The sequence below is a fragment of the Pseudomonas sp. Irchel 3H7 genome, assembly GCF_900187605.1.
GTDB lineage: Bacteria > Pseudomonadota > Gammaproteobacteria > Pseudomonadales > Pseudomonadaceae > Aquipseudomonas.
Genome location: NZ_FYEA01000007.1, coordinates 332,653 through 357,406, shown reverse-complemented (window position 1 = coordinate 357,406; position 24,754 = coordinate 332,653). Strand labels below are relative to the sequence as shown.

Sequence of the window (24,754 nt, the reverse complement as noted above, 5' to 3'; positions counted from 1 at the left end):
TGTATTAACTCCATACAGATTTGCCGCTCTGAAGACTGAATTGTCGATTTCTGCCGCATCTGTACTGGTTTATCGAATCACCGCACCGAGGCAGAGCCATGACCCTTTATGTAAACCTTGCCGAATTGCTCGGCACGCGCATCGAAAACGGCTTCTATCGACCCGGCGATCGGTTGCCGTCTGTACGTGCCTTGAGCGTCGAACACGGGGTCAGCCTGAGCACGGTGCAACAGGCTTATCGCATGCTGGAAGACAGCGGTCTGGCTACGCCAAAGCCCAAGTCCGGCTACTTTGTGCCGGTTGGCCGCGAACTGCCGGAGCTGCCCGCCGTTGGCCGCCCGGCGCAACGGCCAGTGGAGATTTCGCAATGGGATCAGGTGCTGGAGTTGATTCGCGCAGTGCCGCGCAAGGATGTCGTGCAACTGGGTCGCGGCATGCCCGACATCAGCTCGCCAACGATGAAACCGCTGCTGCGCGGGCTGGCGCGGATCAGCCGCCGCCAGGACATGCCCGGTCTGTATTACGACAACATCCACGGCACCCTCGAATTGCGCGAGCAGATCGCCAGACTGATGCTTGATTCCGGCTGCCAGTTGAGCGCCAGCGACCTGGTCGTCACCACCGGTTGCCATGAAGCGCTGTCCACCAGCATCCACGCGATCTGCGAGCCGGGCGACATTGTCGCGGTGGACTCGCCAAGCTTTCACGGCGCCATGCAGACCCTCAAGGGCCTGGGCATGAAAGCCTTGGAAATCCCCACCGATCCCCTCACCGGCATCAGCCTCGAAGCCCTGGAACTAGCGCTGGAACAATGGCCGATCAAGGTCATCCAGCTCACCCCGAACTGTAACAACCCGCTCGGCTACATCATGCCGGAGTCGCGCAAACGCGCTCTGCTCAACCTCGCGCAGCGCTTCGACGTGGCGATCATCGAAGACGATGTGTATGGCGAACTGGCCTACACCTACCCGCGCCCACGCACGATCAAATCTTTCGACGAAGACGGCCGCGTATTGCTGTGCAGCTCGTTTTCCAAGACCCTGGCGCCAGGGCTGCGTATTGGCTGGGTCGCGCCGGGCCGATACCTCGAACGCGTGCTGCACATGAAATACATCAGCACCGGATCGACCGCACCGCAGCCGCAGATCGCCATCGCCGAATTCCTCAAGGCCGGTCATTTCGAACCGCACTTGCGGCGGATGCGCACGCAATACCAGCGCAGCCGCGACCTGATGATCGACTGGGTGACCCGCTATTTCCCGGCAGGCACCCGCGCCAGTCGGCCGCAAGGCAGCTTCATGTTGTGGGTCGAATTGCCGGAAGGTTTCGACACCTTGAAACTGAATCGTGAGTTGCACGACCAAGGCGTACAGATTGCCGTCGGCAGCATCTTTTCCGCCTCGGGCAAATACCGCAATTGCCTGCGGATGAACTACGCTGCCAAACCGACAGCGCAGATCGAAGAAGCGGTGCGCAAGGTCGGCGAGACCGCTGTCAGATTGCTGGCAGAAGCCGACTGACTTTTTTCCTGAGAACCGCGTCCATATGCCGACCCTAGCCGCCAACCGGAATGACCCTACGTGAGCTTCAGACAGCCCCTTCTCGCTTTGCTGTTACTCGCCTCGTTCCTGAGCGGCTGTGCCAGTCTCGATGTTCCGCGCGAATCCAGTCAGGCGTTGCCGGCTTCCGATTCCAGCTTCGGTCGTTCGATTCAGGCACAAGCGGCGCCCTATCAAGGCCGCTCGGGTTTTCGCCTGCTGTCCAACAGCAGCGAGGCGTTCACCGCGCGCGCCGAACTGATCCGCAACGCCCAGAGCAGTCTGGATCTGCAGTACTACATCGTCCACGACGGCATCAGCACGCGGATGCTGGTGGAGGAACTGCTCAAGGCTGCCGATCGTGGTGTCCGTGTGCGCATTCTCCTCGACGACACCACCAGCGATGGCCTCGACCAGATCATCGCGACACTGGCGGCGCATCCACAGATTCAGATTCGCCTGTTCAACCCGCTGCATCTGGGCCGCAGCACCGGCGTCACCCGCGCGGCGGGGCGCTTGTTCAATCTGTCGCTGCAACATCGGCGCATGCACAACAAGCTGTGGCTGGCGGACAACAGCGTGGCCATCGTCGGCGGGCGCAATCTGGGCGACGAGTACTTCGACGCCGAGCCGAACCTGAATTTCACCGACATCGACATGCTCAGTGTCGGGCCGGTCGCCGAGCAACTCGGGCACAGTTTCGACCAGTACTGGAACAGCGCGCTGAGCAAACCGATCGACGAGTTCCTCACCAGCCAACCGACCGCCAAGGATCTGCAGAACACTCGCACCCGCCTGGAAGAATCGCTGGAAGACACCCGTAAACAGAATCACGCGCTTTATCAGCAGCTCATGACGTTCAAGACCGCGCCGCGCATGGATATCTGGCGCAAAGAACTGATCTGGGCGTGGAATCAGGCGTTGTGGGATGCACCGAGCAAGGTGTTGGCCAAGGGTGAGCCGGATCCGCAATTGCTGCTGACCACGCAGCTGGGCCCGGAGCTGCGCGGCGTCAGCAAGGAACTGATCATGATCTCGGCGTACTTTGTGCCGGGCCAGCCGGGGCTGGTGTACCTGACCGGCCGCGCCGATGCGGGTGTGTCCGTGAGCCTGCTGACCAACTCGCTGGAAGCCACCGACGTGCCCGCAGTGCACGGCGGATATGCGCCGTATCGCAAAGCTCTGCTGGAGCATGGCGTGAAGTTGTATGAACTACGGCGCCAGCCTGGGGATAACTACGGCAGCGGTCCGCATGTGTTTTACAGCAAGTCGTTTCGTGGCTCGGATTCAAGCCTGCACAGCAAAGCGATGATTTTTGATCGGCAGAAGTCGTTTATCGGCTCGTTCAACTTCGACCCGCGCTCGGTGCTGTGGAACACCGAAGTCGGGGTCTTGGTCGACAGCCCCGAGCTGGCCGAACATGTTCGCGAACTGGCCTTGCAAGGCATGGCGCCAGCGTTGAGCTATGAGGCGAAGCTTGAGAACGGGCAGATCGTCTGGGTGACTGAGGACAACGGCCAAATGCATACACTGAGCAAAGAGCCGGGGAGTTGGTGGCGACGATTCAACGCGTGGTTCAGCACCACTGTCGGCCTTGAGCGAATGCTTTAAAAAGCAAAAGATCGCAGCCTTCGGCAGCTCCTACAGAACGAATGCATTGCAACTGTAGGAGCTGTCGAAGGCTGCGATCTTTTGATCTTAGGCAGGCTCGGTTATGGGTCCGAATGCCCCTTGGCGCAAGAGCAGAATCACCAACCCAAACGCCCCAATCGCCATCAACAACGGCAACGCATGCCCATTGATCCACTGGCTGCCCGCCCCGGCCGCGAGCGGCCCGACCAGACATCCCACGCCCCACAGCTGTGCAATATGCGCATTCGCCCGCACCAGTGCATCGTCGCGATAACGCTCGCCAATCAAAATCAACGACAGGGTGAACAACCCGCCGGCACTCGCCCCGAACAATACCCACAGCGGCCAGATGAGCAGCGTATCGAGCAACAGCGGGATCGCCAGACTCGACAGCATCAACACCAGCGCACAACCGGCGAACAACGTGCGCCGCGACAGGTAGTCGGCCAACGCGCCAATCGGCAATTGCAGCAGCGCATCGCCCACCACCACCGTGCTGACCATCGCCAGTGCAATCTCGGCGGTAAAACCCTGCTGCAGGCAATACACCGGCAGCAGCGTCAAGATCATCGCCTCGAACGCGGCAAACAATGAAACCGCCCAGGCAATCGCTGGCAGCTCACGAGCGAATCCCCACAGGTCACGGAACGTTACGCTGCTCGCTTCGCTGCTGGGTGCACCGCTGCGGCCCAGCAGCAACAAGGGCGAAACCAGCAGCAGGCCGACGCCGACCCAGAAACCGTAATCATGCTCGGTACCCAGCGCGCCCAGCAGTAACGGGCCGGAGAGCTGGCTCAACGCATAGCTGCTGCCATACAGCGCCACCAATCGTCCGCGCCAGTTCTCGACCACCAGTTGATTGATCCAGCTCTCGCCGAGGATGAACACGATGGTCAGGATCACGCCGATCATCAGGCGCAATACCAGCCAGATCGGGTAGCTCGGCAACAGCGCCAGCAGGCCGATGGACAGCGCTCCAGCCCACAGACACAGGCGCATCAGGTTGGCCGTACCGAAGCGTGCCGCCAGATGGCTGGAAATTTTCGCGCCCAACAACACGCCAATCGCCGGCATCGCCGCCATCACACCGATGGCGAAAGAGCCGTAACCCCAACCCTCCAGGCGCAACGACACCAACGGCATGCTGACCCCCAGGGCCAGGCCGACACTCAAGACAGACGCCAACACGGCGAAATACGTCGCCCACCGCATGTTCCACGCTCCTGTGGATAATTATTTTTAGAGGCCACATCAAGCAAATGTGGGAGCGAGCCTGCTCGCGAAAGCGGTTTCACATTCAGCACAAGGGCTGACTGATACACCGCTTTCGCGAGCAGGCTCGCTCCCACAGGGATCTGCCTCGTCTGGAGGATCTGCTCTCGCGAACAGCCCCTCCTAACGGCTTACAGCTTGATCCACGTCGCTTTCAGCTCAGTGTATTTGTCGAACGCGTGCAGCGACTTGTCGCGGCCGTTGCCCGACTGCTTGAAGCCGCCAAACGGTGCGGTCATGTCGCCGCCGTCGTACTGGTTGACCCACACACTGCCGGCACGCAGAGCCTTGGCGGTCAGGTGTGCCTTGGAGATGTCCTGGGTCCAGACCGCAGCGGCCAAGCCGTAAGGCGTGTCGTTGGCGATCTGGATAGCTTCCTCGGCAGTATCGAAGGCGATAACCGACAGAACCGGCCCGAAAATCTCTTCCTGAGCGATTTTCATCGCGTTGCTCACGCCGTCGAAAATCGTTGGCTCGACGTAGGTGCCACCGGTTTCCTGCAGGATGCGCTTGCCGCCAGCGACCAGTTTGGCGCCATCGCTGTGGCCGGATTCGATGTACGACAGCACGGTGTTCATCTGCTGCGTATCCACCAGTGCACCGACATTGGTCGCCGGGTCCAGCGGATTGCCCGGCTTCCAGGCCTTCAGCGCCTCAATCACCATCGGCAGGAATGTGTCCTTGATCGAACGCTCGACCAGCAGACGCGAACCGGCGGTGCAGACTTCACCCTGGTTGAAGGCGATGGCGCTGGCGGCGGATTCAGCGGCGGCTTGCAGATCCGGCGCATCGGCAAAGACGATGTTCGGGCTCTTGCCGCCGGCTTCCAGCCAGACGCGTTTCATGTTCGATTCGCCGGAGTAGATCATCAATTGCTTGGCGATCTTGGTCGAACCGGTAAATACCAGCGTATCGACGTCGTTGTGCAGGGCCAGCGCCTTGCCGACGGTGTGGCCGTAGCCCGGCAGCACGTTGAGCACGCCTTTCGGAATACCGGCTTCAACAGCCAGCGCAGCGATGCGAATGGCGGTCAGCGGGGATTTTTCCGACGGCTTGAGGATCACCGAGTTACCGGTCGACAATGCCGGGCCGAGTTTCCAGCAGGCCATCATCAATGGGAAGTTCCACGGTACGATGGCGCCGACCACCCCCACTGGCTCGCGAGTCACCAGACCCAGTTGATCGTGCGGCGTAGCGGCGACTTCGTCGTAAATCTTGTCGATCGCTTCACCGCTCCAGCTCAGCGCTTGCGCCGCGCCCGGGACGTCGATGTACAGCGAATCACTGATCGGCTTGCCCATGTCGAGGGTTTCGAGCAGGGCCAGTTCCTCGGCGTGCTGCTTGAGCAGGCCGGCAAAACGGATCATGGTGGCTTTGCGTTTGGTCGGCGCCAAGCGCGACCAGACGCCGGAATTGAAGGTGGCGCGGGCGTTTTCCACGGCGCGCTGAGCGTCGGCGGCGTCACAGCTGGCAATCTTGCCGAGCAGACGGCCATCGACCGGGCTGATGCACTCGAAGGTCTCGCCGGAGACGGCGTCGGTGTATTCGCCATTGAGGTAGGCGCGGCCTTCAATCTTCAGGTCGCGGGCGCGTTGTTCCCAGTCGGCACGAGTCAGGGTGGTCATTTAAGTGTCCTCCTCTTGTTCAATACGAGCGCCGCGCGATCGTCGCCAGCGTCCTCAAAAATTCTGCCCGGCCAGCCTGCATTTCGGCCCAAGGCACCCGCCACCCTAAACCAGCGGCCGGGGTTGTTTCAATATATTTGACATAAGCCGGCTATACGGCCTTGCGGTGTTCATTTTAATAAACATAGACTTTCGCCCATTCCAACCATCACGTCGTCATTACGGGAGAAAACAACAATGAACATCCAGAACGTCGTCGACATCAGCCTGACCAGCAGCGAAGCCGAACGCTATCGTCCGGACCCGGCGAAAGTGCTCAAGGGTGATCCTGAGCAAGCGGTGTTCCACCAATACGAAAGCCCTTGTGGGCAGATGGGCGTTGGTGTGTGGGAAGGCGCGGTGGGTCAGTGGACAGTGAACTACACCGAGCATGAATACTGCGAGATCTTGCAGGGCGTTTCGGTGCTGCGTGATGGCGATGGCAATGCCAAGACCTTGCGTGTTGGTGACCGGTTTGTGATTCCGGCGGGGTTTCGTGGCACTTGGGAAGTGCTGGAGGCTTGCCGCAAGGTCTATGTGATCTTTGAACAGAAAAGCTGATCCGACACACACGGTGACGAGCAGGGTAAGGCATGTCCAGCAGGTTTGAGTGAAACTTCGGCTGGCCGCTTAGGAATCGAGAAAAGATCAGTCAAACCAGGAGGTTAGTCTGATTCGATGAATAGGGGCCTCAACTCAAACCAAAGCAAGGAGGCACAATGTCCAGCCAATGCAATCTCTACAACGCGCAATTTTTCCTCGGCGATGTTGCTACTACTGACAACCTGCTCGCTGTGCGCAACGCAGCCGGAGTAACAAAGCATCGCCTCGAAGTGCCGGATGGCATGTACAACCTGCGCACTGATGCGGACCGCATCAGAGTCCTGGTCAACGAGAAAAACGAGATCATTGAACTGATCTGTGGTTGATCGATCAGGCTTCAAGGCAACAAAAAAGGCCCGTATCGTGAGATACGGGCCTTTTTCGTAAGTCCGGAAAAATCAATTACTTGATTTTGCCTTCCTTGTAGATCACGTGCTTGCGAACAACCGGATCATATTTCTTGATCTCGATTTTGTCCGGGGTAGTACGCTTGTTCTTGTCGGTAGTGTAGAAGTGACCAGTACCGGCGCTCGAGATCAAACGAATCAATTCACGCATGATTAGCTCCCTTAAATCTTGCCATCGCGGCGAAGTTCGGCGAGCACGACAGTGATGCCACGCTTGTCGATGATACGCATGCCTTTGGCAGATACGCGCAGACGCACAAAACGTTTCTCTTCTTCAACCCAGAAGCGGTGATGCTGCAGGTTCGGCAGGAAACGACGACGGGTTTTGTTGTTTGCGTGGGAAATGTTATTCCCAGTCACCGGACCCTTACCGGTAACTTGACATACTCTCGACATGCCTCAGCCCTCTAAAACCACATGCCCAACCCGGCATGGGTTGGCCGCTTAATCTCTCAGTCATTTGGCGCCAGGCGCCGCGTTTCTTTAGAGGTCTTACCGGCTACACCTACAGTGAAGGAACCGGGCCCCTAGAAAAGAGCGCTGCTTTATACCAGAAAGACCCGGGTGCAACAACATTCGGTGTGCAATCAATCCATAAAAAGACGCTTTTTCAGCCTGCGAACGCCTTGGATAAAGGCTGGCATCGATTTTTACCACTCGTCGCAGAAAATCGTCCTCACGGCCGATCCAGACTTTTTACCGCGCGCCGCAGTCTGAAAAACCGCCATCACTGTGCCCCGAAAATGCAAAAAGGGGATAGTCATTTGTAATCCAGACCTCTAGGGTAGGCCTTTTCCAGACTGCACTTGCAGATGGGCCTTCGATCTGTAAAAGGAAACCGACCATGCGCCTCGCTGCCCTACCCCTGTTGCTCGCCCCGCTCCTGCTGAGCCCCCTGGCCCAGGCCGCCGCGCTGAGCGTCTGCACCGAGGCCAGCCCTGAAGGGTTCGATGTGGTGCAATACAACTCGCTGACCACCACCAACGCCTCGGCCGACGTGCTGATGAACCGCCTGGTGGATTTCGACACCGCCAGCGGCAAAGTCGTGCCGAGCCTGGCCGACAGCTGGGAAGTCAGCACCGACGGCCTGACTTACGTGTTCAAGCTGCGTGCGCAGGTGAAATTTCACACCACTGAATACTTCAAGCCAAGCCGTGAACTGACCGCCGAAGACGTCAAATTCAGCTTCGACCGCATGCTCGACCCGGCCAATCCGTGGCACAAAGTCGCCCAGAGCGGCTTCCCGCATGCGCAGTCGATGCAGTTGCCGGCACTGATCAAGAAAATCGACGCACTTGACCCGCTCACCGTGCGTTTCACCCTTGATCACCCGGATTCGACGTTCCTGGCGACTCTGAGTATGGGCTTCGCTTCGATCTACTCCGCCGAATACGCCGACAAGCTGATGAAGGCAGGCGCGACCGACAAGCTCAACAGCCAGCCAATCGGCACCGGCCCGTTCGTCTTCAACCGTTTCCAGAAAGACGCGGCGATCCGCTACAAGGCCAACCCGGATTACTTCGGCGGCAAGCCTGCGGTGGATCCGTTGATCTTCGCCATTACCCCGGACGCCAACGTGCGCCTGCAGAAACTGCGGCGCAATGAATGCCAGATCGCCCTGTCGCCAAAACCGTTGGACGTACAGGCCGCGCTGAAAGAGCCGACACTGAAAGTCGAAAAGACTGACGCGTTCATGACCGCATTCGTCGGCATCAACAGTCAGCATCCGCCACTGGACAAGCCGGAGGTGCGTCAGGCAATCAACCTTGCCTTCGACAAGGCCAACTACATCAAGGCTGTGTTTGAAGACACCGCAGAAGCGGCCAATGGCCCTTATCCGCCGAACACCTGGAGTTACGCGAAGAGTCTGCCGGGTTACCCGCACGATGTCGCTAAAGCCAAGGCACTGATGGCCAAGGCAGGATTGAAGGACGGGTTTCAGACCACCATCTGGACACGCCCGTCAGGCAGCCTGCTAAACCCGAATCCAAGCCTCGGTGCGCAATTGCTGCAATCGGATCTGGCGGAAATCGGCATTCAGGCAGAAATCCGCGTGATCGAATGGGGCGAATTGATTCGTCGCGCGAAGGCCGGCGAGCATGACCTGCTGTTCATGGGCTGGGCCGGTGACAATGGCGACCCGGACAACTTCCTTACGCCGCAGTTTTCCTGCGCCGCGGTCAAATCGGGCACCAATTTCGCGCGGTACTGCAATGCCGATCTGGACAGGTTGATCAGCGCCGGCAAGACCACCAGCGAACAAGGCGTGCGTACCAAGCTGTACGAACAGGCGCAGACGCAGATTCAGCAGCAGGCGTTGTGGCTGCCGCTGGCGCACCCGACGGCCTACGCACTGACGCGTAAAGACGTGCAGGGTTACTCGGTAAGCCCGTTCGGCCGGCAGGACTATTCCAAGGTCAACCTCAAATAACCTGCCTTACACATAACCTGTAGGAGTGAGCCTGCTCGCGATAGCAATCTTCCAGCCACCAAACATGTTGACTGAAATGAAGCCATCGCGAGCAGGCTCACTCCTACATGGACTTGCGTTTTGTCCCTAGAACTACATCCAGCCACACTCCGCCATCGACAGCGGCTCACCATCGCCGACGATGAAGTGATCCAGCACTCGCACATCAATCAGCTCCAGCGTCTTCTGCAGGCGCTTGGTCAGCAATCGATCAGCCTGACTGGGGTCAGTGTTCCCCGATGGATGGTTGTGGCACAGGATCAACGCCGCCGCGTTATTGGCCAAACATCGCTTCACAACCTCGCGTGGATGCACGCTGGTGTTGTCGATCGAGCCGCGAAAGAGGATCTCGAAATTCAGTACTTGATGTTTGGAGTCGAGAAACAGGCAACCAAACACCTCATGCGGTTCGTGACGCAGCATCGATTTCAGATAATCGCGAACGACCTGAGGGTTTTCCAGGGCTGGTTTCTGCCGTGATTTCTCAGCCAGATGCCGCCTGTTCATTTCCTGAGCAGCTTGCAGTTGCGCAAACTTCGCCGGCCCGAGTCCCAATTGTTTGCTGAATGCGTGCTGGTCGGCCTCAAGCAGCAAACGCAGGCTGCCGAATTGAGTCAACAGATTGCGCGCCAGGTCCACAGCGCTTATTCCGGGCAATCCGGTGCGCAGAAAAATCGCCAATAACTCAGCGTCCGAAAGGCTCGCTGCCCCGTGCTCCAATAACCTTTCCCGCGGCCGTTCCGCCGCAGGCCAATCGCGAATACTCATACACATTCCCTGTCTGTGGGCGCCGCTGTTCCGTAGCGGTCGCTGTGATATCTTAGCCCATCTTTTTTGCGGGCGAATTCACCCTGGGGAGGGGGATTCGCCACGTATGTCACCCACGAAATGAAAGGCAGACCTATGCAGCGGCTGTATCGGAAACGCATCGTTCTGGGCGTCGGCGGCGGTATTGCGGCCTACAAGAGCGCCGATCTGGTTCGTCGCCTGATCGATCAGGGCGCTGAAGTGCGCGTGGTGATGACCCATGGCGGCGCCGAGTTCATCACCCCGCTGACCATGCAAGCGCTGTCCGGCCACCCGGTGCACCTCGACTTGCTCGACCCGGCTGCCGAAGCCGCGATGGGCCACATCGAGCTGGCCAAGTGGGCCGATCTGGTGCTGATCGCCCCGGCCACCGCCGACCTGATCGCCCGCCTTGCCCAAGGCATCGCCAATGATTTGCTGACCACTCTGGTGCTCGCTACCGACGCCGTCGTCGCCGTTGCTCCGGCCATGAATCAGGCGATGTGGCGCGACCCGGCGACCCAGGCCAACCTGCAACTCCTGGAAAGCCGTGGCCTGAAGACCTTCGGCCCAGCCTCGGGCAGTCAGGCCTGCGGCGATGTCGGCATGGGCCGCATGATGGAAGCCACCGATCTGGCGCAATGCGCGGCGGACTGCTTCCAGCGTCAGGCTCTGACCGGCAAGCACGTGGTGATTACCGCCGGCCCGACCCAGGAAAACATCGACCCGGTGCGCTACATCACCAACCACAGCTCCGGCAAAATGGGCTTTGCCCTCGCCGAAGCCGCAGTTGAAGCCGGCGCCCGCGTCACCTTGATCAGCGGCCCGGTGCACCTGCCGACCCCGGATCGCGTCACGCGCATCGATGTGGTCAGCGCTCGCGACATGCTCGCGGCCTGCGAATCGGCGATCCCGTGCGACGTGTTCATCGCCTCGGCAGCCGTTGCGGACTACCGCCCGGAAGTCGTCGCCCCGCAAAAACTCAAGAAAGATCCTACGAGCGGTGACGGCTTCGTCCTGCAAATGGTGCGTAACCCGGACATCCTGGCCACCATTGCGACCCGTCCCGACCGTCCGTTCAGTGTCGGCTTTGCCGCCGAGACCGAACACCTGCTCGACTACGCTGCACGCAAGCTGAAGGACAAGAATCTCGATTTGATCGTCGCCAACGACGTTGCCAACCCGAGCATCGGTTTCAACAGTGAAGAAAACGCCTGCAGCGTGATTGACCGTGCGCTGCACGCCACGGTTTTCGCCCAGACCAGCAAAAGCAAGATCGCTCGCCAGCTGGTCACTTTTATCGCCGAACGTCTGAACCAGGTTTAATTTACATGCACGCTTTGCAAGCCAAGATCCTCGACCCACGCATCGGCAGCGAATTCCCGCTGCCGCAATACGCCACACCAGGCTCCGCTGGCCTCGACCTGCGCGCCATGCTGGAGCAGGACATCGTGATCAAGCCGGGTGAAACCGTGCTGATCCCGACCGGTCTGTCGGTTTACATCGGCGACCCGAACCTCGCCGCGCTGATCCTGCCGCGCTCGGGCATGGGCCATAAGCACGGCATTGTGCTGGGCAACCTCGTCGGCCTGATCGACTCCGATTACCAGGGCCCGTTGATGGTGTCGTGCTGGAACCGTGGCCAGACCGATTTCACCATGACCGTCGGTGAACGCCTGGCGCAATTGGTGCTGGTACCGGTGGTACAGGCGCACTTTGAAATGGTTGAAGAGTTCGTCGAAACCGAACGCGGCACCGGCGGGTTTGGCCACACCGGCACTAAATAACCGGAGTCATCTTCTGTAGGAGCTGCCGCAGGCTGCGATCTTTTGATTTTTAAGATCAAGATCAATAGATCGCAGCCTGCGGCAGCTCCTACAGGGGGAAGTTTCAGGCAGATCAACTGAAAGGTTTAACACCGAAAATCAAGGTTTTGCCGGCCGAAAGCCACGCCAGCCGAGGCGTCATGGCCCTTTCATACCACGAACTCTCTGTGGAAAACGCCGTCATACCCTTCAGTTTGAGCCTGCCGTCGAACGATTCGTCGGTCTGTCCCGCCACTTTCGAGATGGAGCATTTCCGTAGATGAGCACCCCAGCCAAGATTGCCCCGAAGCTGCCCGACAGCATTTTCCGCGCCTATGACATTCGCGGCACCGTGCCGGAATTCCTCAATGCCGAAACCGCTTACTGGATCGGTCGCGCCATCGGCTCGCAGAGCCTGGCCGAGGGTGAGCCGAACGTGTCCGTCGGTCGCGATGGCCGCCTGTCCGGCCCCGAACTGGTTGCCGAGCTGATCCGCGGTATCGCCGAAAGCGGCTGCCACGTCAGCGACGTTGGCCTGGTGCCGACGCCGGCGCTGTATTACGCCGCCAATGTGCTGGCCGGCAAGTCGGGCGTGATGCTCACCGGCAGCCACAACCCGTCGAACTACAACGGTTTCAAGATCGTCATCGCCGGCGACACCCTCGCCAACGAACAGATTCAGGTGCTGCATGAGCGCATCAAAACCAACAATCTGAGCAGCGGCACCGGCAGCGTTACTCAGGTCGAAATCCTCGATCGCTACAACACCGAAATCGTCCAGGACATCAAACTGGCGCGGCGCATGAAGGTCGTGGTCGACTGCGGCAACGGCGCGGCCGGCGTGATCGCCCCGCAACTGATCGAGGCGCTGAACTGCGAAGTCATCCCGCTGTTCTGCGAAGTCGACGGCAACTTCCCGAACCATCACCCGGATCCGGGCAAGCCGGAAAACCTCGTAGACCTGATCGCCAAGGTCAAGGAAAGCAACGCCGACATCGGCCTGGCCTTCGACGGCGACGGTGACCGTGTCGGCGTGGTGACCAACACCGGGAGCATCGTCTACCCGGATCGCCTGCTGATGCTGTTCGCCCGCGACGTAGTCGCACGCAACCCGGACGCCGAGATCATTTTCGACGTCAAATGCACCCGTCGCCTGGTGCCGCTGATCAAGGAGTACGGTGGTCGTCCGCTAATGTGGAAGACTGGTCATTCGTTGATCAAAAAGAAAATGAAACAATCCGGTGCGCTATTGGCCGGTGAAATGAGCGGGCACATCTTCTTCAAGGAACGCTGGTTCGGTTTCGACGACGGCATCTACAGCGCTGCACGGCTGCTGGAGATCCTCAGCAAGGAAAAATCCACCGCAGAAGAGCTGTTTGCGACCTTCCCGAACGATATTTCTACGCCGGAAATCAATATCCATGTGACCGAAGAGAGCAAATTCAGCATCATTGATGCACTGCACGACGCACAGTGGGGCCCAGGCGCTGACCTGACCACCATCGACGGCGTGCGAGTCGATTACGCCAAAGGCTGGGGCCTGGTGCGCGCATCCAACACCACGCCGGTGCTGGTGCTGCGCTTCGAGGCCGATGACGAGGCTGAATTGCAACGCATCAAGGATGTGTTCCACGCCCAACTGAAACGCGTTGCACCTGATCTCCAACTACCGTTCTGATCCACCCGGAGCCCTGAATGACCCTCGAACGCGAAGCCGCCGCCCATACCGCCCAGGTCCTGTCCGAAGCGTTGCCTTACATCCGACGCTATGTCGGCAAGACTCTGGTGATCAAATACGGCGGCAACGCGATGGAAAGCGAGGAGCTGAAAACCGGCTTCGCCCGCGACATCGTCTTGATGAAAGCCGTGGGCATCAACCCGGTGGTCGTGCACGGTGGCGGCCCGCAGATCGGTGATCTGCTCAAGCGCCTGTCGATCGAAAGCCACTTCGTCGACGGCATGCGCGTCACCGACGCCGCGACCATGGACGTGGTTGAAATGGTCTTGGGCGGGCAGGTCAACAAAAGCATCGTCAACCTGATCAACCGTCACGGCGGCAGCGCCATCGGCCTGACCGGTAAAGACGCCGGGCTGATTCGCGCGAAGAAGCTCACCGTGACCCGCCAGACACCGGAGATGACCCAGCCGGAAATCATCGACATCGGTCAGGTAGGTGAAGTGGTCGGGATCAACACCGAACTGCTGAACCTGCTGGTCAAAGGCAACTTCATCCCGGTGATTGCGCCGATCGGCGTCGGTGAGAATGGCGAGTCGTACAACATCAACGCTGACCTGGTCGCCGGTAAAGTTGCCGAGGCACTGAAAGCCGAGAAGCTGATGCTGCTCACCAACATCGCCGGCCTGATGGACAAGTCGGGCACCGTGTTGACCGGCCTGAGCACTCAGCAGGTCGACGATCTGATTGCCGATGGCACCATCTACGGCGGCATGCTGCCGAAGATCCGTTGCGCGCTGGAAGCGGTTCAGGGCGGCGTTGGCAGCTCGCTGATCATTGACGGGCGCGTGCCGAACGCGATCCTGCTGGAAATCTTCACCGACACCGGTGTGGGTACGCTGATCAGCAATCGCAAGCGTCCTTGATCGGTAATCGCTGAACAGCAAAAGATCGCAGCATTCGTCAGCTCCTACAGAAACGTCGTTTTGTACGAAGTCTCTGTAGGAGCTGACGAAGTCTGCGATCTTTTTTATGCGCGCAAGAAACATCCGATACAACTCAGCGAAACGTCCGACATTCCCTCCGAACAAATCTCCCTAGGATCATCCCTTCATCCACCGGAGATTGACTCATGCAAAAAGACTACGTCCCTTACGGCAGCGATGTTTCCCCAGGCACTTACGAGTGCGTTGATTGCGGCCATCAGTATTCCAATCAAGCCAAAACCTCGATGCCACCGTGCCCACAGTTTCGCAAAACGGCGCACGCGTTGAATGGCTGGAAAATCCTCACCGGGCAAGGTGATGCGATCAAAGACCCTTATCCAGAACAGCCTGCCAACATCAAAAGCGCCGAGGTCATCACGCCCTCGGACAAAAAATAACTCCGGAGCGCCTGAGCCATGCAGATCTCGTTCACGATCGACGCCGACGCTTTCGAGCTGGAACAAAAGGAACCGGTCAAAAAGACCTTGCGCATTGGCGACGCGGAAATCGCCCACGCCCTGCAGCGTATCGCCAAGGCCAGCCTGACCGAATACCTGAAAATGCTGGTCGAGGGCGGCATGCCCAGCCGGGCCGACGAGGCCAAACAGGATCGCCTGCTCTACCTGATTCAAAGCTACTTCGGACAAACGCTGCCGACGGAATCGCAGATCTCGACGATCTTTCAGCTGACCCAAAGCCAAAGCAAAACCTTGCTGAAGAACACGGTATCGCGCTTTCGCAATCAGCTCGATGACATCCTCCAGCACAGCATGCGTGCCGTGATCGAGACCGCAGAGCACGCGCAAACCGTATTTCTGGTGGTGATCAGTTCGGACGTGATACGCGATGAGCTGAACATGCTGATCACCCAGAACGAGCCGACCTTCAAACCCATTACCAAGCGCAAGGGCAGCGCCGGGCAGTTCGAGATCAGCGAGGATTCTCACGCCTTGCTCTGCGCGACGTTGGGGCTCAATGCCGTTCAGTGACATCGTCGCGGTCAGTGGCTTGCTGCTGACCCTGACCACGTTCATGTTCAATCTGGCGTGGCCGGCGCTCAGTGAAGCGTTGGCGCTGGATGAATACCAGTCTGGCCCACAGAGCCGAAGGCGAAGTCGAGAGAAAGTAGGGAAGGCGTTTTATTCGCGGGCGCTGCCGTTGACGTGCGCGTTTGTGGGGCTGTTTTACGTCAACCTACCCTCGGCCATTCGCATCTTGAGTACTAGCACACTGGATCTTTGGAACTTCGACGTGAGCAGTACCCTTTACGTGATGGTCGTGTGGGTGCTCCTGGTTTTGGCACTGTTCAACGGGCTGATTGCGGCAAAAATCGCCCTTAAATGGCGGAGTCTCCGCTGAGACAGCGGCAGCTCCACTATTTCAAGCTTGTTCAACAAATGCTGAAATACTATATTTCAGTGAAATATCGACAAATTTCACCAGAATGTCTATTTTCAACATTCGCTGAAAAGGTCGATAGCAATGAAAAATCTACATAACCTCTCAAGAGAAAAACTAAGTGATCTCCTGAACAGAATTCCTATTCTGGTAGTAGAGGCGCTGAAATCCGCCCCGCCTGCAAATCGCTGGAATCCTGACTTCATTGTAGAAACCAGGGTATCCGGAAAGCCCCACCGCCTGATTTGCGAAGTGAAAGCGAATGGGCAGCCACGATTTGTCAGCACAGCGATTCTCCAGCTACGCGACTATGCTTGTGACTCATCCGTAGGTGCCACTCCCATCCTCATAGCGCCCTATCTTTCGCCTGCCGCGAGGCAGCTTTGTCGCGAAAAGAGCGTCGGTTATCTCGATCTGGAAGGCAACTGCTGGATCGCATTCGACGGTGTTTTCATTGATCACCAAGTTACAGACAGACCGGCTACAGAGCGCAGAGAGTTGAAGTTTCTCTTCAAGCCTAAATCCGCCCGAATCATGCACACCATGCTTCAAAAGCCAGAACATACGTGGCGCGTCGTAGAGCTTTCCGAAGCCGCTGGAGCGAGTCTGGGTCAAGTGAGTAATGTACGCAAAGCACTACTGGACAGAGAATGGGCCAAAGCAACGAGCGAAGGAGTACAGCTATCTGACCCGACTGCGCTGCTTGATGCATGGGTTGAAGTTTATGAACCACCCGTGGCTGCGCGTAAAACGTTTTACACCACACTACATGGACATGCTTTGCAAGAAGCAGCGCGCAATGCGCTTAGCGACCGGAGCAGTGGAAGCGCAGTTTTTTCTTCATTTTCTGCTGCCCAATGGCTCGCGCCCTATGCACGAATAAACTCGAGTTTTTTCTATGCAGATAATGAAGGGCTGGAAAAACTGATCAACGCATTGAAGCTCGTTCCTGCTTCGAAAGGCGAAAATGTCGTCATCAATGTCACCCAAGACGAAGGCCTACTGCTAGATACCATTGAACCTGCTCCAGGCATCTTATGCACGAGCCCGGTTCAGACTTATCTGGATCTGAGTGTTGCTGGTGAGCGCGGCAAGGAAGCAGCGGAACACTTGCGCGAGGAAAAACTCATATGGCCGCTCTGATCCCTCAAGAACCCCAGTCAGCTTCGGATTATGACGATCGAACAACGAAGACCGTGAAGACGGTACTTGTTGAAATGGGGCAGATACTGGGTAGCTTCAAAGGTAAATTCGTGGTGATCGGCGGTGCCGTGCCATGGTTGTTGCTTGCAAATGAAGATATGCAACACGTTGGCACGCTCGATGTGGATTTGAGCCTAGATGCAGAAGCTCTCGGCGATGGGGAATACGCAACGTTAGTTGAGGCCCTTATGGGTAACGGGTACGAGCAGAGAGGGGAATTACGCCGTTTTCAACTCGTCCGCCAAGTACCCGCGCAGGACGAAAGGGTTGCTATAGATGTAATCGTGGACTTCCTGATGCCACGTGACGCCCAAATCATCCAGAACAAGCCACCTATTCTCACCGAGTTTGCAGTTCAGCGTGCTGACGGGGCCGATCTGGCGCTGCGATTTTATCAAATGGTTGCGATTGAGGGCCCCATGCCAATGGGTGGGACGAATCGCGTCGAGGTCGCTGTTTGTTCAATCCCTGCATTGTTGGCGATGAAAGGGTTCGCGCTAAATGGCAGGTACAAACAGAAAGATGCTTATGACATTTATTATTGCGTGCGCAATTTCCCTGGAGGAATAGAAGCGCTCGCTGATGAGTGTCAGCCCGTTCTCGCAACGGGAAACGGTGAGCAGGGCTTCCTTCACATCAATGAAAAATTTGACGTCGTTGGAGGTTACGGACCCGTGTCAGTAAGACGATTCGTAGAAGATAGCCAGATCCTGGAAGACCGAACACCGGAACAGTGGCAGCAAGATGCTTTTGGCCAGGTTGATGCGTTACTGCGCGCACTGCGCCTGCGTGATTAATGCTTTTGACAGTGACAAAAAAGCCCTGTCTTCACAGGGCTTCTCGTCGTCAGACACCGAATTGGGCGCGGTAGGCTTCTACGGCTGGCAGGTGCTGCTTGAGCTGCGGATCGTCAGCGAGGAATTCCAGCACCTGATTCAGCGAAACAATGCTGATCACCGGGATGCCGAAGTCGCGCTCGACTTCCTGAATCGCCGACAACTCACCGTTGCCACGCTCCTGACGGTTCAAGGCGATCAGCACGCCAGCGGCCTTGGCACCCTCCTGGGAAGCGATGATCTGCATCACTTCGCGGATTGCCGTACCGGCGGTAATCACGTCATCGATGATCAGCACGTCACCGGTCAACGGCGCGCCGACCAGACTGCCGCCTTCGCCGTGAGCCTTGGCTTCCTTGCGGTTGAAGCACCATGGCAGGTCACGGCCGTGATGCTCGGCCAGCGCGACGGCAGTGGTCGCCGCCAACGGGATGCCTTTGTAGGCCGGGCCGAACAGGACGTCGAAAGGAATGCCGCTTTCGGCAATGGCTGCAGCGTAGAAACGCCCCAGCTGTGCCAGGGCCGAACCCGAGTTGAACAGGCCGGCGTTGAAGAAGTAAGGACTGGTGCGCCCGGACTTCAGGGTGAACTCACCGAAGCGCAAAACGCCGCGATCGATGGCAAAACGAATGAAATCGCGCTGATACGCTTGCATGAAAAAAACCCCAAATACCACGGATTTAGCTAATTAGCTTGACGCCGTGTATCATACACGCACGCGATTTTTGGGGCCATTTATGCGGATCATCAGTGTGAACGTCAATGGTATTCAGGCTGCAGTCGAGCGTGGTTTGCTCAGTTGGCTGCAAGCACAGAATGCCGACGTCATCTGCCTGCAGGACACCCGTGCCTCCGCCTTTGAACTGGATGACCCAGCCTTCCAACTGGATGGCTACTTCCTTTATGCCTGCGATGCTGAAGTCCCTGCCCAAGGTGGCGTGGCTTTGTACTCGCGGTTGCAACCGAAGGCTGTCATCAGCGGTCTCGGTTTTGAGACGGCCGACCGCTACGGGCGCTACCTGCAAGCAGATTTCGACAAAGTCAGTATTGCCACCTTGCTGCTCCCTTCGGGGATGAACGGCGATGAGGACTTGAACCAGAAGTTCAAGCTCATGGACGACTTCGGCAAGTACCTGGACAAACAGCGACGCAAACGTCGCGAGTACATTTATTGTGGCTCGCTGTACGTGGCGCAGCAGAAGCTCGACATCAAGAACTGGCGCGACAGCCAGCAATCCCCGGGCTTCCTGGCGCCAGAACGCGCCTGGATGGACGAGATTGTCGGCAACATGGGCTATGTCGATGCCCTGCGCGAAGTCAGCCGCGAAGGCGACCAGTACAGCTGGTGGCCGGACAACGAACAGGCCGAGATGCTCAATCTGGGCTGGCGCTTCGATTACCAGATCCTGACTCCAGGCCTGCGACGCTTCGTACGCAGCGCACGCCTGCCACGTCAACCGCGGTTCTCGCAGCATGCGCCGCTGATCGTCGACTACGACTGGACGCTGACCATCTAAGCGTCGTTTCGCAGTACAAAAAATGCCCATATCGCAAGATACGGGCATTTTTTATGCGTCACTTCCAGACAGGATCGAATTCAGACTGCCGCGAAGAACGGTAAGGCCAAATACAGCTTGATCACGATGACATTGATAATGTCGATGAAGAACGCTCCGACCATCGGCACCACCAGAAACGCGATCTGCGAGGGGCCGTAGCGCTGCGTCACGGCCTGCATGTTGGCAATGGCAGTCGGCGTGGCGCCCAGGCCAAAACCGCAATGCCCCGCCGCCAGCACGGCAGCATCATAGTTGCGGCCCATCACCCGGAATGTCACGAAAATCGCGAACAGCGCCATGACCATGGCCTGCATCGCCAGAATGATGAAGATCGGCAGCGCAAGCGCGGCCAGATCCCACAACTTGAGCGACATCAGGGCGATCGCCAGAAACAACGACAGGCTGACATTGCCCAGCACCGAGACTTCACGCTCAAACACCTGATACAAGCCCAGTGCTGAAAGACCGTTGCGCAGCACTACGCCGACAAACAGCACACAAACAAACGTCGGTAACTCGAACGCAGTCCCGTGCAACAGGCCATTCAACAGATTGCCCGCCAGCAAGCTCACGGCAATCAGAGCCAGGGTTTCGACAAACGAAAATGGCGTGATCGAGCGCTCTTTGTTCGGCTGCTCAAAACCCTTTGGCAATCGTGGTGCTTCCTGTTGATTGCAATCGGGCACTTCCACACGCTTGATGAGCAAACGCGCGACCGGTCCACCAATCAAACCACCCAGTACCAGACCAAACGTCGCAGAGGCCATCGCCAGTTCGGAGGCAGAGGCCAGACCATACTTCTCACTGAATACCGTGCCCCACGCAGCACCGGTACCGTGACCGCCCGCCAGGGTGATCGAGCCGGTCAGCAACCCCATCAATGGGTCGAGCCCGAGCATTTTTGCCAGCCCGATTCCCATCGCGTTCTGCACCACCAACAGCCCGGTAACGGCCAGCAGGAAGATCCCCACGATGCGCCCGCCCTTCTTCAGGCTGGCGAAATCGGCGCTCAGACCGATAGTGGCAAAAAAGGCCAGCATTAAAGGTGTTTGCAGGGAAGTATCAAAACGAATTTCAATATCGAACGTTCGCAGCAATAACAAAACCAAGGCAACTACCAAGCCACCTGCGACAGGTTCAGGAATATTGTAACTGCGCATGAAGCCAACACGCATAACGAGCCCGCGCCCCAGTAGAAGTACTAAGGAAGCGGCCACAAGCGTTCCGTAAAAATCGAGCTGAATCATTGGGATTATTCTTGGCTATTTATTCAGAGGCGAATTTTTTACCTTCGTCCGCCCCTGAACAGGCTGATTGTCTCAACACTGATTACTCGGAAATTCAAGAGCCTTCGTTGGCTTGAACATATCTTAATATTTCAGAAGAAATATTAGCCGAGCAACTTTAACAATCGTCGGACTTGATTCCAAGGACATGAATCCTAACTAAGCCGATGCAGTTGTGACTAAAAGTGTATATGCGCAAACAATAGGACCCGTCATCGCAACCAGATTATTCCTACATACAATAGCGATTAATTATGCTGCATAAATAAAAATGCCCTGACGGGTCAGGGCATTGGTATTAGAACTTTGCGAGCTTCTTATTTGATCAGCCGCCAGGTAAACGGATATCGGTAAGGAAAACCTTCATTGGCTTTCACACCGGCGATGATCGTCAAAACCAGTGCGCCAATCGCCAGTATCCCCAACAGGAAGAACCCGATGATCAGCACCATCAGCAAGAAGCAGATCAATGAAGCAATGGCGACGGTGATCTGAAAATTCAGCGCCTCCTTGCCTTGAGCATCAATGAACGGGTCTGTCTCGCGCTTCATTTGCCACAGGATCAACGGCCCGATCAAATTGCCGAACGGTATCCAGATCCCCAACAAGGCGGACAAGTGACAAAACATCGCCCACTGGCGAACCTCCTGGCTCGGCTTGGGCAGCAGCTCTTGCTCGTCACTCATCGCGTCCTCCTTGCAGTTATCAATCTGCTCAGTCGGCCAGTGCAGCCTTTTGCAGTTCGAAGATTTCGTTCATGCCTTGCTTGGCCAGTTCCAGCATGGCATTGAGATCTTCAGGCTGGAACGGCGCGCCTTCGGCAGTGCCCTGCACTTCGATGAAACCACCGGTGCTGGTCATCACCACGTTGAGGTCAGTCTCGGCGGCGGAATCTTCAAGATAGTCCAGATCCAGCACGGCCTCGCCCTGATACATGCCGACCGATACCGCACCGATCATTTGCTTGAGCGGATCGCCGCCCTTCAGGCCGCCGCGCTTCTTGATCACTTTCAGCGCATCAACCAGGGCAACCATGGCGCCAGTGATGGAAGCGGTGCGCGTGCCACCGTCAGCCTGGATCACGTCGCAGTCGACGTACAGGGTCACGTCGCCCAGCTTGGACATGTCCAGCGCAGCGCGCAGGGAACGACCGATCAGACGCTGGATTTCCAGAGTGCGGCCGCCCTGCTTGCCACGGCTCGCTTCACGCTGGTTACGCTCGCCAGTGGCGCGCGGCAGCATGCCGTACTCGGCAGTCAACCAACCCTGGCCCTGACCTTTGAGGAAGCGCGGCACGCCGTTTTCGACGCTGACGGTGCAGATGACTTTGGTATCACCGAATTCGACCAGTACAGATCCCTCGGCGTGTTTGGTGTAGTTGCGGGTAATGCGGATCGAGCGGAGCTGATCGGCAGCGCGACCACTTGGACGTTTCATAGGGAATACCTGTACTGGGGACGGAAAACTGCCGAGCATTATAGAGCGCTGCACCGCGCCTGGGCACTCGTTAAAAAATCCGGGCGACGATCGAAGGCCCTGAAACACCCATTACCGACGGGCTGCAGCCCTTTGTCACACCGTGTGTTTGGGCGCATTCGCCGCACTGCGCTACAATCCTGCGCCTTTGCTGCCAGTCGGCTTAAATTCATTGATATCGAGCCTGCGGAACATCTGCTGCGCCGATCTGCATTGCGAGGTCACCGCCATGGTGCACAGCATGACCGCCTTCGCCCGCGTCGAAAAAGCCGGCGCCCAGGGCACCCTGAGCTGGGAACTGCGCTCGGTCAACAGCCGCTATCTGGAACCCCACCTGCGTTTGCCGGAGACGTTTCGCGACCTCGAAGGCGCGGTGCGTGAAGCGCTGCGCCAGGGCCTGTCGCGGGGCAAACTCGAATGCACCCTGCGTTTCACCGAAGAAAGTACCGGCAAAACCCTGCAAATCGATCGCGAGCGCGCCGCGCAGCTGGTCGCTGCGGCCGAAACCATTGCCGGCCTGATCAACAATCCCGCCGCACTCAATCCGCTGGAAGTGCTCGCCTGGCCTGGCGTACTGGTGGGCGACGCGACTGACCCGCAGGCATTGAACGCCGACGCGCTGGCCCTGTTCAATCAAGGCCTGAAAGAGTTGAAGGCCGGCCGCGAGCGCGAAGGCGCGGAGCTGGCACGCTTGATCAACGAGCGCCTGACTTCCATTGAAGAAGACGTGGTGACCCTGCGCGAACTGGTACCGCAGATGCTCGCCACCCAACGCCAGAAAGTCCTCGACCGCTTCACCGACATGAAGGCCGAGCTTGATCCGCAGCGCCTCGAACAGGAAATGGTCATGCTCGCGCAAAAGAGCGATGTGGCCGAAGAACTGGATCGCCTGAGCACCCATATCATCGAAGTGCGCCGGGTACTGAAGTCCGGCGGTGCGGCCGGACGCCGCCTTGATTTCCTGATGCAGGAACTCAACCGCGAAGCCAACACATTGGGCTCCAAGGCCTTCGACCCGCGCAGCACCCAGGCCGCCGTCAACCTCAAGGTGTTGATCGAGCAGATGCGTGAACAAGTGCAGAATATTGAGTAAGGCAACCCCGACATGACCCACAGCACCGGCACCCTGTACATCATTTCCGCGCCATCGGGCGCGGGCAAAAGCAGCCTGGTCAAGGCTTTGACCGATGCCATACCGGAAATTCGCGTTTCGGTTTCGCACACCACCCGCGCCATGCGTCCGGGTGAAGTGGACGGTGTGAACTATCACTTCGTGACCCGCGAAGAGTTTGTGAAGATGGGCGAGCATGGCGACTTCCTCGAACGCGCCGAAGTCTTCGGCAACTTCTACGGCACCTCGCAAAGCCGCCTGCAGCAGACGCTGGACGAAGGTCACGACCTGATTCTGGAAATCGACTGGCAAGGCGCCGAGCAAGTGCGCAAGCTGATGCCGCAAGCACGCTCGATCTTTATCTTGCCGCCGTCGCTTCAAGCCCTGCACCAGCGCCTGACCAATCGTGGTCAGGACAGCGACGAGATCATTGACGGCCGGATGCGCGAAGCGGTCAACGAGATGAGTCACTATGTCGAGTACGACTACCTGATCATCAACGACGATTTTGCTCACGCACTGGACGATCTGAAGGCGATTTTCCGCGCCAATCAACTCCAACAGAAACGCCAGCAGGTGCGTTTCGGCAAATTGCTTGCCGAATTGCTCGGTTAATCAGCACTTCCCAAAACGCCTGCAAGCGCTTTACATTGGTGCTTGCAGCGCGTTGAAGGGCTTGGTCAAAAAATCAGCGCTTCCCTAATCGCTGGTGATTTTTTAAACTGTTGAGTCCGCTCGCCCAACCGGGCAGCGCGCATATTGCATTCGCTCCGAGGAATACCATGGCCCGCGTAACCGTTGAAGACTGCCTGAACCACGTGGAAAACCGTTTTGAGCTGGTCATGCTCTCTACCAAACGTGCCCGTCAACTGGCCACCGGCGGCAAAGAGCCACTGGTTCAGTGGGAAAACGACAAGCCTACCGTTGTTGCCCTGCGTGAAATCGCTGAAGGCCTGATGAGCTACGAGTTCATCGCCAACGCTGAGATCGTCGAAGACGAACCGCTGTTTGCAGCGTTCGAGGACGAGTCCAACGAGGCCGTCTAAG

General features: G+C 57.9%; 26 protein-coding genes and 1 pseudogene. 18 read left to right on the top strand and 9 right to left on the bottom strand.

Translation table 11 applies throughout. The features are described 5' to 3' along the window. The first annotated feature begins 98 nt into the window (after positions 1-98). Together CKW38_RS15965 and CKW38_RS15960 are read left to right on the top strand one after the other, a co-directional pair. Entirely contained in the window at positions 99-1,520 is a 1,422-nt protein-coding gene (locus tag CKW38_RS15965; RefSeq protein ID WP_007920385.1) for a PLP-dependent aminotransferase family protein, read from the top strand. Between the two features lie 60 nt (positions 1,521-1,580). Then, positions 1,581-3,149 carry a phospholipase D family protein gene (locus CKW38_RS15960; RefSeq protein ID WP_007920383.1) on the top strand — a complete coding sequence of 523 codons (1,569 nt, stop codon included), beginning with the start codon at positions 1,581-1,583 and terminating at the stop codon, positions 3,147-3,149. Positions 3,150-3,236: 87 nt separating this feature from the next. Here the strand turns inward: CKW38_RS15960 and CKW38_RS15955 are convergent, their stop codons facing one another. Continuing rightward, positions 3,237-4,382 (bottom strand): MFS transporter, encoded by a 1,146-nt coding sequence (locus tag CKW38_RS15955; protein WP_007920382.1) that lies wholly within the window; start codon positions 4,380-4,382, stop codon positions 3,237-3,239. 191 nt (positions 4,383-4,573) lie between these two features. Then, positions 4,574-6,067: an aldehyde dehydrogenase gene (locus tag CKW38_RS15950; RefSeq protein WP_007920380.1), complete on the bottom strand. Its 1,494-nt coding sequence runs from the start codon at positions 6,065-6,067 to the stop codon at positions 4,574-4,576. 237 nt (positions 6,068-6,304) lie between these two features. On the opposite strand from CKW38_RS15950, the gene CKW38_RS15945 reads away from it, so the two are divergent. Continuing rightward, positions 6,305-6,667 carry a cupin domain-containing protein gene (locus tag CKW38_RS15945; protein ID WP_007920379.1) on the top strand — a complete coding sequence of 121 codons (363 nt, stop codon included), beginning with the start codon at positions 6,305-6,307 and terminating at the stop codon, positions 6,665-6,667. Positions 6,668-6,825: 158 nt separating this feature from the next. Beyond that, positions 6,826-7,035: a hypothetical protein gene (locus CKW38_RS15940; RefSeq protein WP_007920378.1), complete on the top strand. Its 210-nt coding sequence runs from the start codon at positions 6,826-6,828 to the stop codon at positions 7,033-7,035. 76 nt (positions 7,036-7,111) lie between these two features. On the opposite strand, the gene rpmG is transcribed toward CKW38_RS15940, so the two are convergent. Together rpmG and rpmB are read right to left on the bottom strand one after the other, a co-directional pair. After that, on the bottom strand, positions 7,112-7,267 hold the full coding sequence (rpmG, locus tag CKW38_RS15935) for a 50S ribosomal protein L33 (protein WP_003177274.1): 156 nt from the start codon (positions 7,265-7,267) through the stop codon (positions 7,112-7,114). Positions 7,268-7,278: 11 nt separating this feature from the next. Then, on the bottom strand, positions 7,279-7,512 hold the full coding sequence (gene rpmB / locus CKW38_RS15930) for a 50S ribosomal protein L28 (RefSeq protein ID WP_007920377.1): 234 nt from the start codon (positions 7,510-7,512) through the stop codon (positions 7,279-7,281). A 448-nt stretch (positions 7,513-7,960) separates the two neighbouring features. On the opposite strand from rpmB, the gene CKW38_RS15925 reads away from it, so the two are divergent. Next, positions 7,961-9,547 carry an ABC transporter substrate-binding protein gene (locus CKW38_RS15925; protein WP_095113222.1) on the top strand — a complete coding sequence of 529 codons (1,587 nt, stop codon included), beginning with the start codon at positions 7,961-7,963 and terminating at the stop codon, positions 9,545-9,547. A gap of 132 nt (positions 9,548-9,679) precedes the next feature. On the opposite strand, the gene radC is transcribed toward CKW38_RS15925, so the two are convergent. Continuing rightward, positions 9,680-10,354, bottom strand: coding sequence for a DNA repair protein RadC (gene radC / locus CKW38_RS15920; protein WP_007920367.1), 675 nt, complete (start codon positions 10,352-10,354; stop codon positions 9,680-9,682). Between the two features lie 135 nt (positions 10,355-10,489). On the opposite strand from radC, the gene coaBC reads away from it, so the two are divergent. The 9 genes and pseudogenes from coaBC (at position 10,490) to CKW38_RS15875 (ending at position 18,236) form a co-directional block, all read left to right on the top strand. Next, positions 10,490-11,698, top strand: coding sequence for a bifunctional phosphopantothenoylcysteine decarboxylase/phosphopantothenate--cysteine ligase CoaBC (gene coaBC, locus CKW38_RS15915; RefSeq protein ID WP_007920365.1), 1,209 nt, complete (start codon positions 10,490-10,492; stop codon positions 11,696-11,698). Positions 11,699-11,703: 5 nt separating this feature from the next. Beyond that, positions 11,704-12,159, top strand: coding sequence for a dUTP diphosphatase (dut, locus tag CKW38_RS15910; RefSeq protein WP_095113221.1), 456 nt, complete (start codon positions 11,704-11,706; stop codon positions 12,157-12,159). A 319-nt stretch (positions 12,160-12,478) separates the two neighbouring features. Further along, positions 12,479-13,855 (top strand): annotated as a pseudogene (locus tag CKW38_RS15905) (phosphomannomutase/phosphoglucomutase); the annotation flags it as partial. A 17-nt stretch (positions 13,856-13,872) separates the two neighbouring features. After that, complete coding sequence (gene argB, locus CKW38_RS15900; RefSeq protein ID WP_003229488.1) at positions 13,873-14,778, top strand: acetylglutamate kinase; 906 nt, start codon at positions 13,873-13,875, stop codon at positions 14,776-14,778. 206 nt (positions 14,779-14,984) lie between these two features. Then, complete coding sequence (locus tag CKW38_RS15895; protein WP_007920357.1) at positions 14,985-15,236, top strand: hypothetical protein; 252 nt, start codon at positions 14,985-14,987, stop codon at positions 15,234-15,236. Between the two features lie 18 nt (positions 15,237-15,254). After that, positions 15,255-15,827 carry a hypothetical protein gene (locus CKW38_RS15890; RefSeq protein WP_007920355.1) on the top strand — a complete coding sequence of 191 codons (573 nt, stop codon included), beginning with the start codon at positions 15,255-15,257 and terminating at the stop codon, positions 15,825-15,827. Further along, a complete protein-coding gene (locus CKW38_RS15885) occupies positions 15,814-16,197 on the top strand; it encodes a hypothetical protein (protein ID WP_095113219.1) in 384 nt (127 codons plus the stop codon). Before CKW38_RS15890 ends, CKW38_RS15885 begins: the two co-directional genes overlap by 14 nt. Positions 16,198-16,320: 123 nt before the next feature. Then, complete coding sequence (locus CKW38_RS15880) at positions 16,321-17,379, top strand: type IV toxin-antitoxin system AbiEi family antitoxin (protein WP_095113218.1); 1,059 nt, start codon at positions 16,321-16,323, stop codon at positions 17,377-17,379. Next, a complete protein-coding gene (locus CKW38_RS15875; protein ID WP_095113217.1) occupies positions 17,367-18,236 on the top strand; it encodes a nucleotidyl transferase AbiEii/AbiGii toxin family protein in 870 nt (289 codons plus the stop codon). The genes CKW38_RS15880 and CKW38_RS15875 overlap by 13 nt, the downstream gene beginning before the upstream one ends. 49 nt (positions 18,237-18,285) lie before the next feature. Here the strand turns inward: CKW38_RS15875 and pyrE are convergent, their stop codons facing one another. Then, on the bottom strand, positions 18,286-18,930 hold the full coding sequence (gene pyrE / locus CKW38_RS15870) for an orotate phosphoribosyltransferase (protein ID WP_007920351.1): 645 nt from the start codon (positions 18,928-18,930) through the stop codon (positions 18,286-18,288). Between the two features lie 82 nt (positions 18,931-19,012). On the opposite strand from pyrE, the gene CKW38_RS15865 reads away from it, so the two are divergent. Further along, complete coding sequence (locus CKW38_RS15865) at positions 19,013-19,792, top strand: exodeoxyribonuclease III (RefSeq protein ID WP_007920349.1); 780 nt, start codon at positions 19,013-19,015, stop codon at positions 19,790-19,792. Between the two features lie 80 nt (positions 19,793-19,872). Here CKW38_RS15865 and gltS read toward each other — a convergent pair whose 3' ends face one another. From gltS to rph, 3 genes are all read right to left on the bottom strand, one after another. Further along, positions 19,873-21,081 (bottom strand): sodium/glutamate symporter, encoded by a 1,209-nt coding sequence (gene gltS, locus CKW38_RS15860; RefSeq protein WP_095113216.1) that lies wholly within the window; start codon positions 21,079-21,081, stop codon positions 19,873-19,875. A 356-nt stretch (positions 21,082-21,437) separates the two neighbouring features. Next, positions 21,438-21,806: a DUF4870 domain-containing protein gene (locus CKW38_RS15855; protein WP_007920344.1), complete on the bottom strand. Its 369-nt coding sequence runs from the start codon at positions 21,804-21,806 to the stop codon at positions 21,438-21,440. Between the two features lie 28 nt (positions 21,807-21,834). Continuing rightward, a complete protein-coding gene (rph, locus tag CKW38_RS15850; RefSeq protein WP_016985814.1) occupies positions 21,835-22,557 on the bottom strand; it encodes a ribonuclease PH in 723 nt (240 codons plus the stop codon). Between the two features lie 268 nt (positions 22,558-22,825). Here rph and CKW38_RS15845 point away from each other — a divergent pair, with 268 nt between their 5' ends. From CKW38_RS15845 to rpoZ, 3 genes are all read left to right on the top strand, one after another. Next, positions 22,826-23,689 (top strand): YicC/YloC family endoribonuclease, encoded by an 864-nt coding sequence (locus CKW38_RS15845; protein WP_007920340.1) that lies wholly within the window; start codon positions 22,826-22,828, stop codon positions 23,687-23,689. A gap of 12 nt (positions 23,690-23,701) precedes the next feature. Next, entirely contained in the window at positions 23,702-24,322 is a 621-nt protein-coding gene (gene gmk, locus CKW38_RS15840; protein ID WP_007920339.1) for a guanylate kinase, read from the top strand. A 167-nt stretch (positions 24,323-24,489) separates the two neighbouring features. Beyond that, positions 24,490-24,753, top strand: a complete 264-nt coding sequence (rpoZ, locus tag CKW38_RS15835) for a DNA-directed RNA polymerase subunit omega (protein ID WP_007894670.1) — start codon at positions 24,490-24,492, stop codon at positions 24,751-24,753. Position 24,754 lies beyond the last annotated feature (1 nt).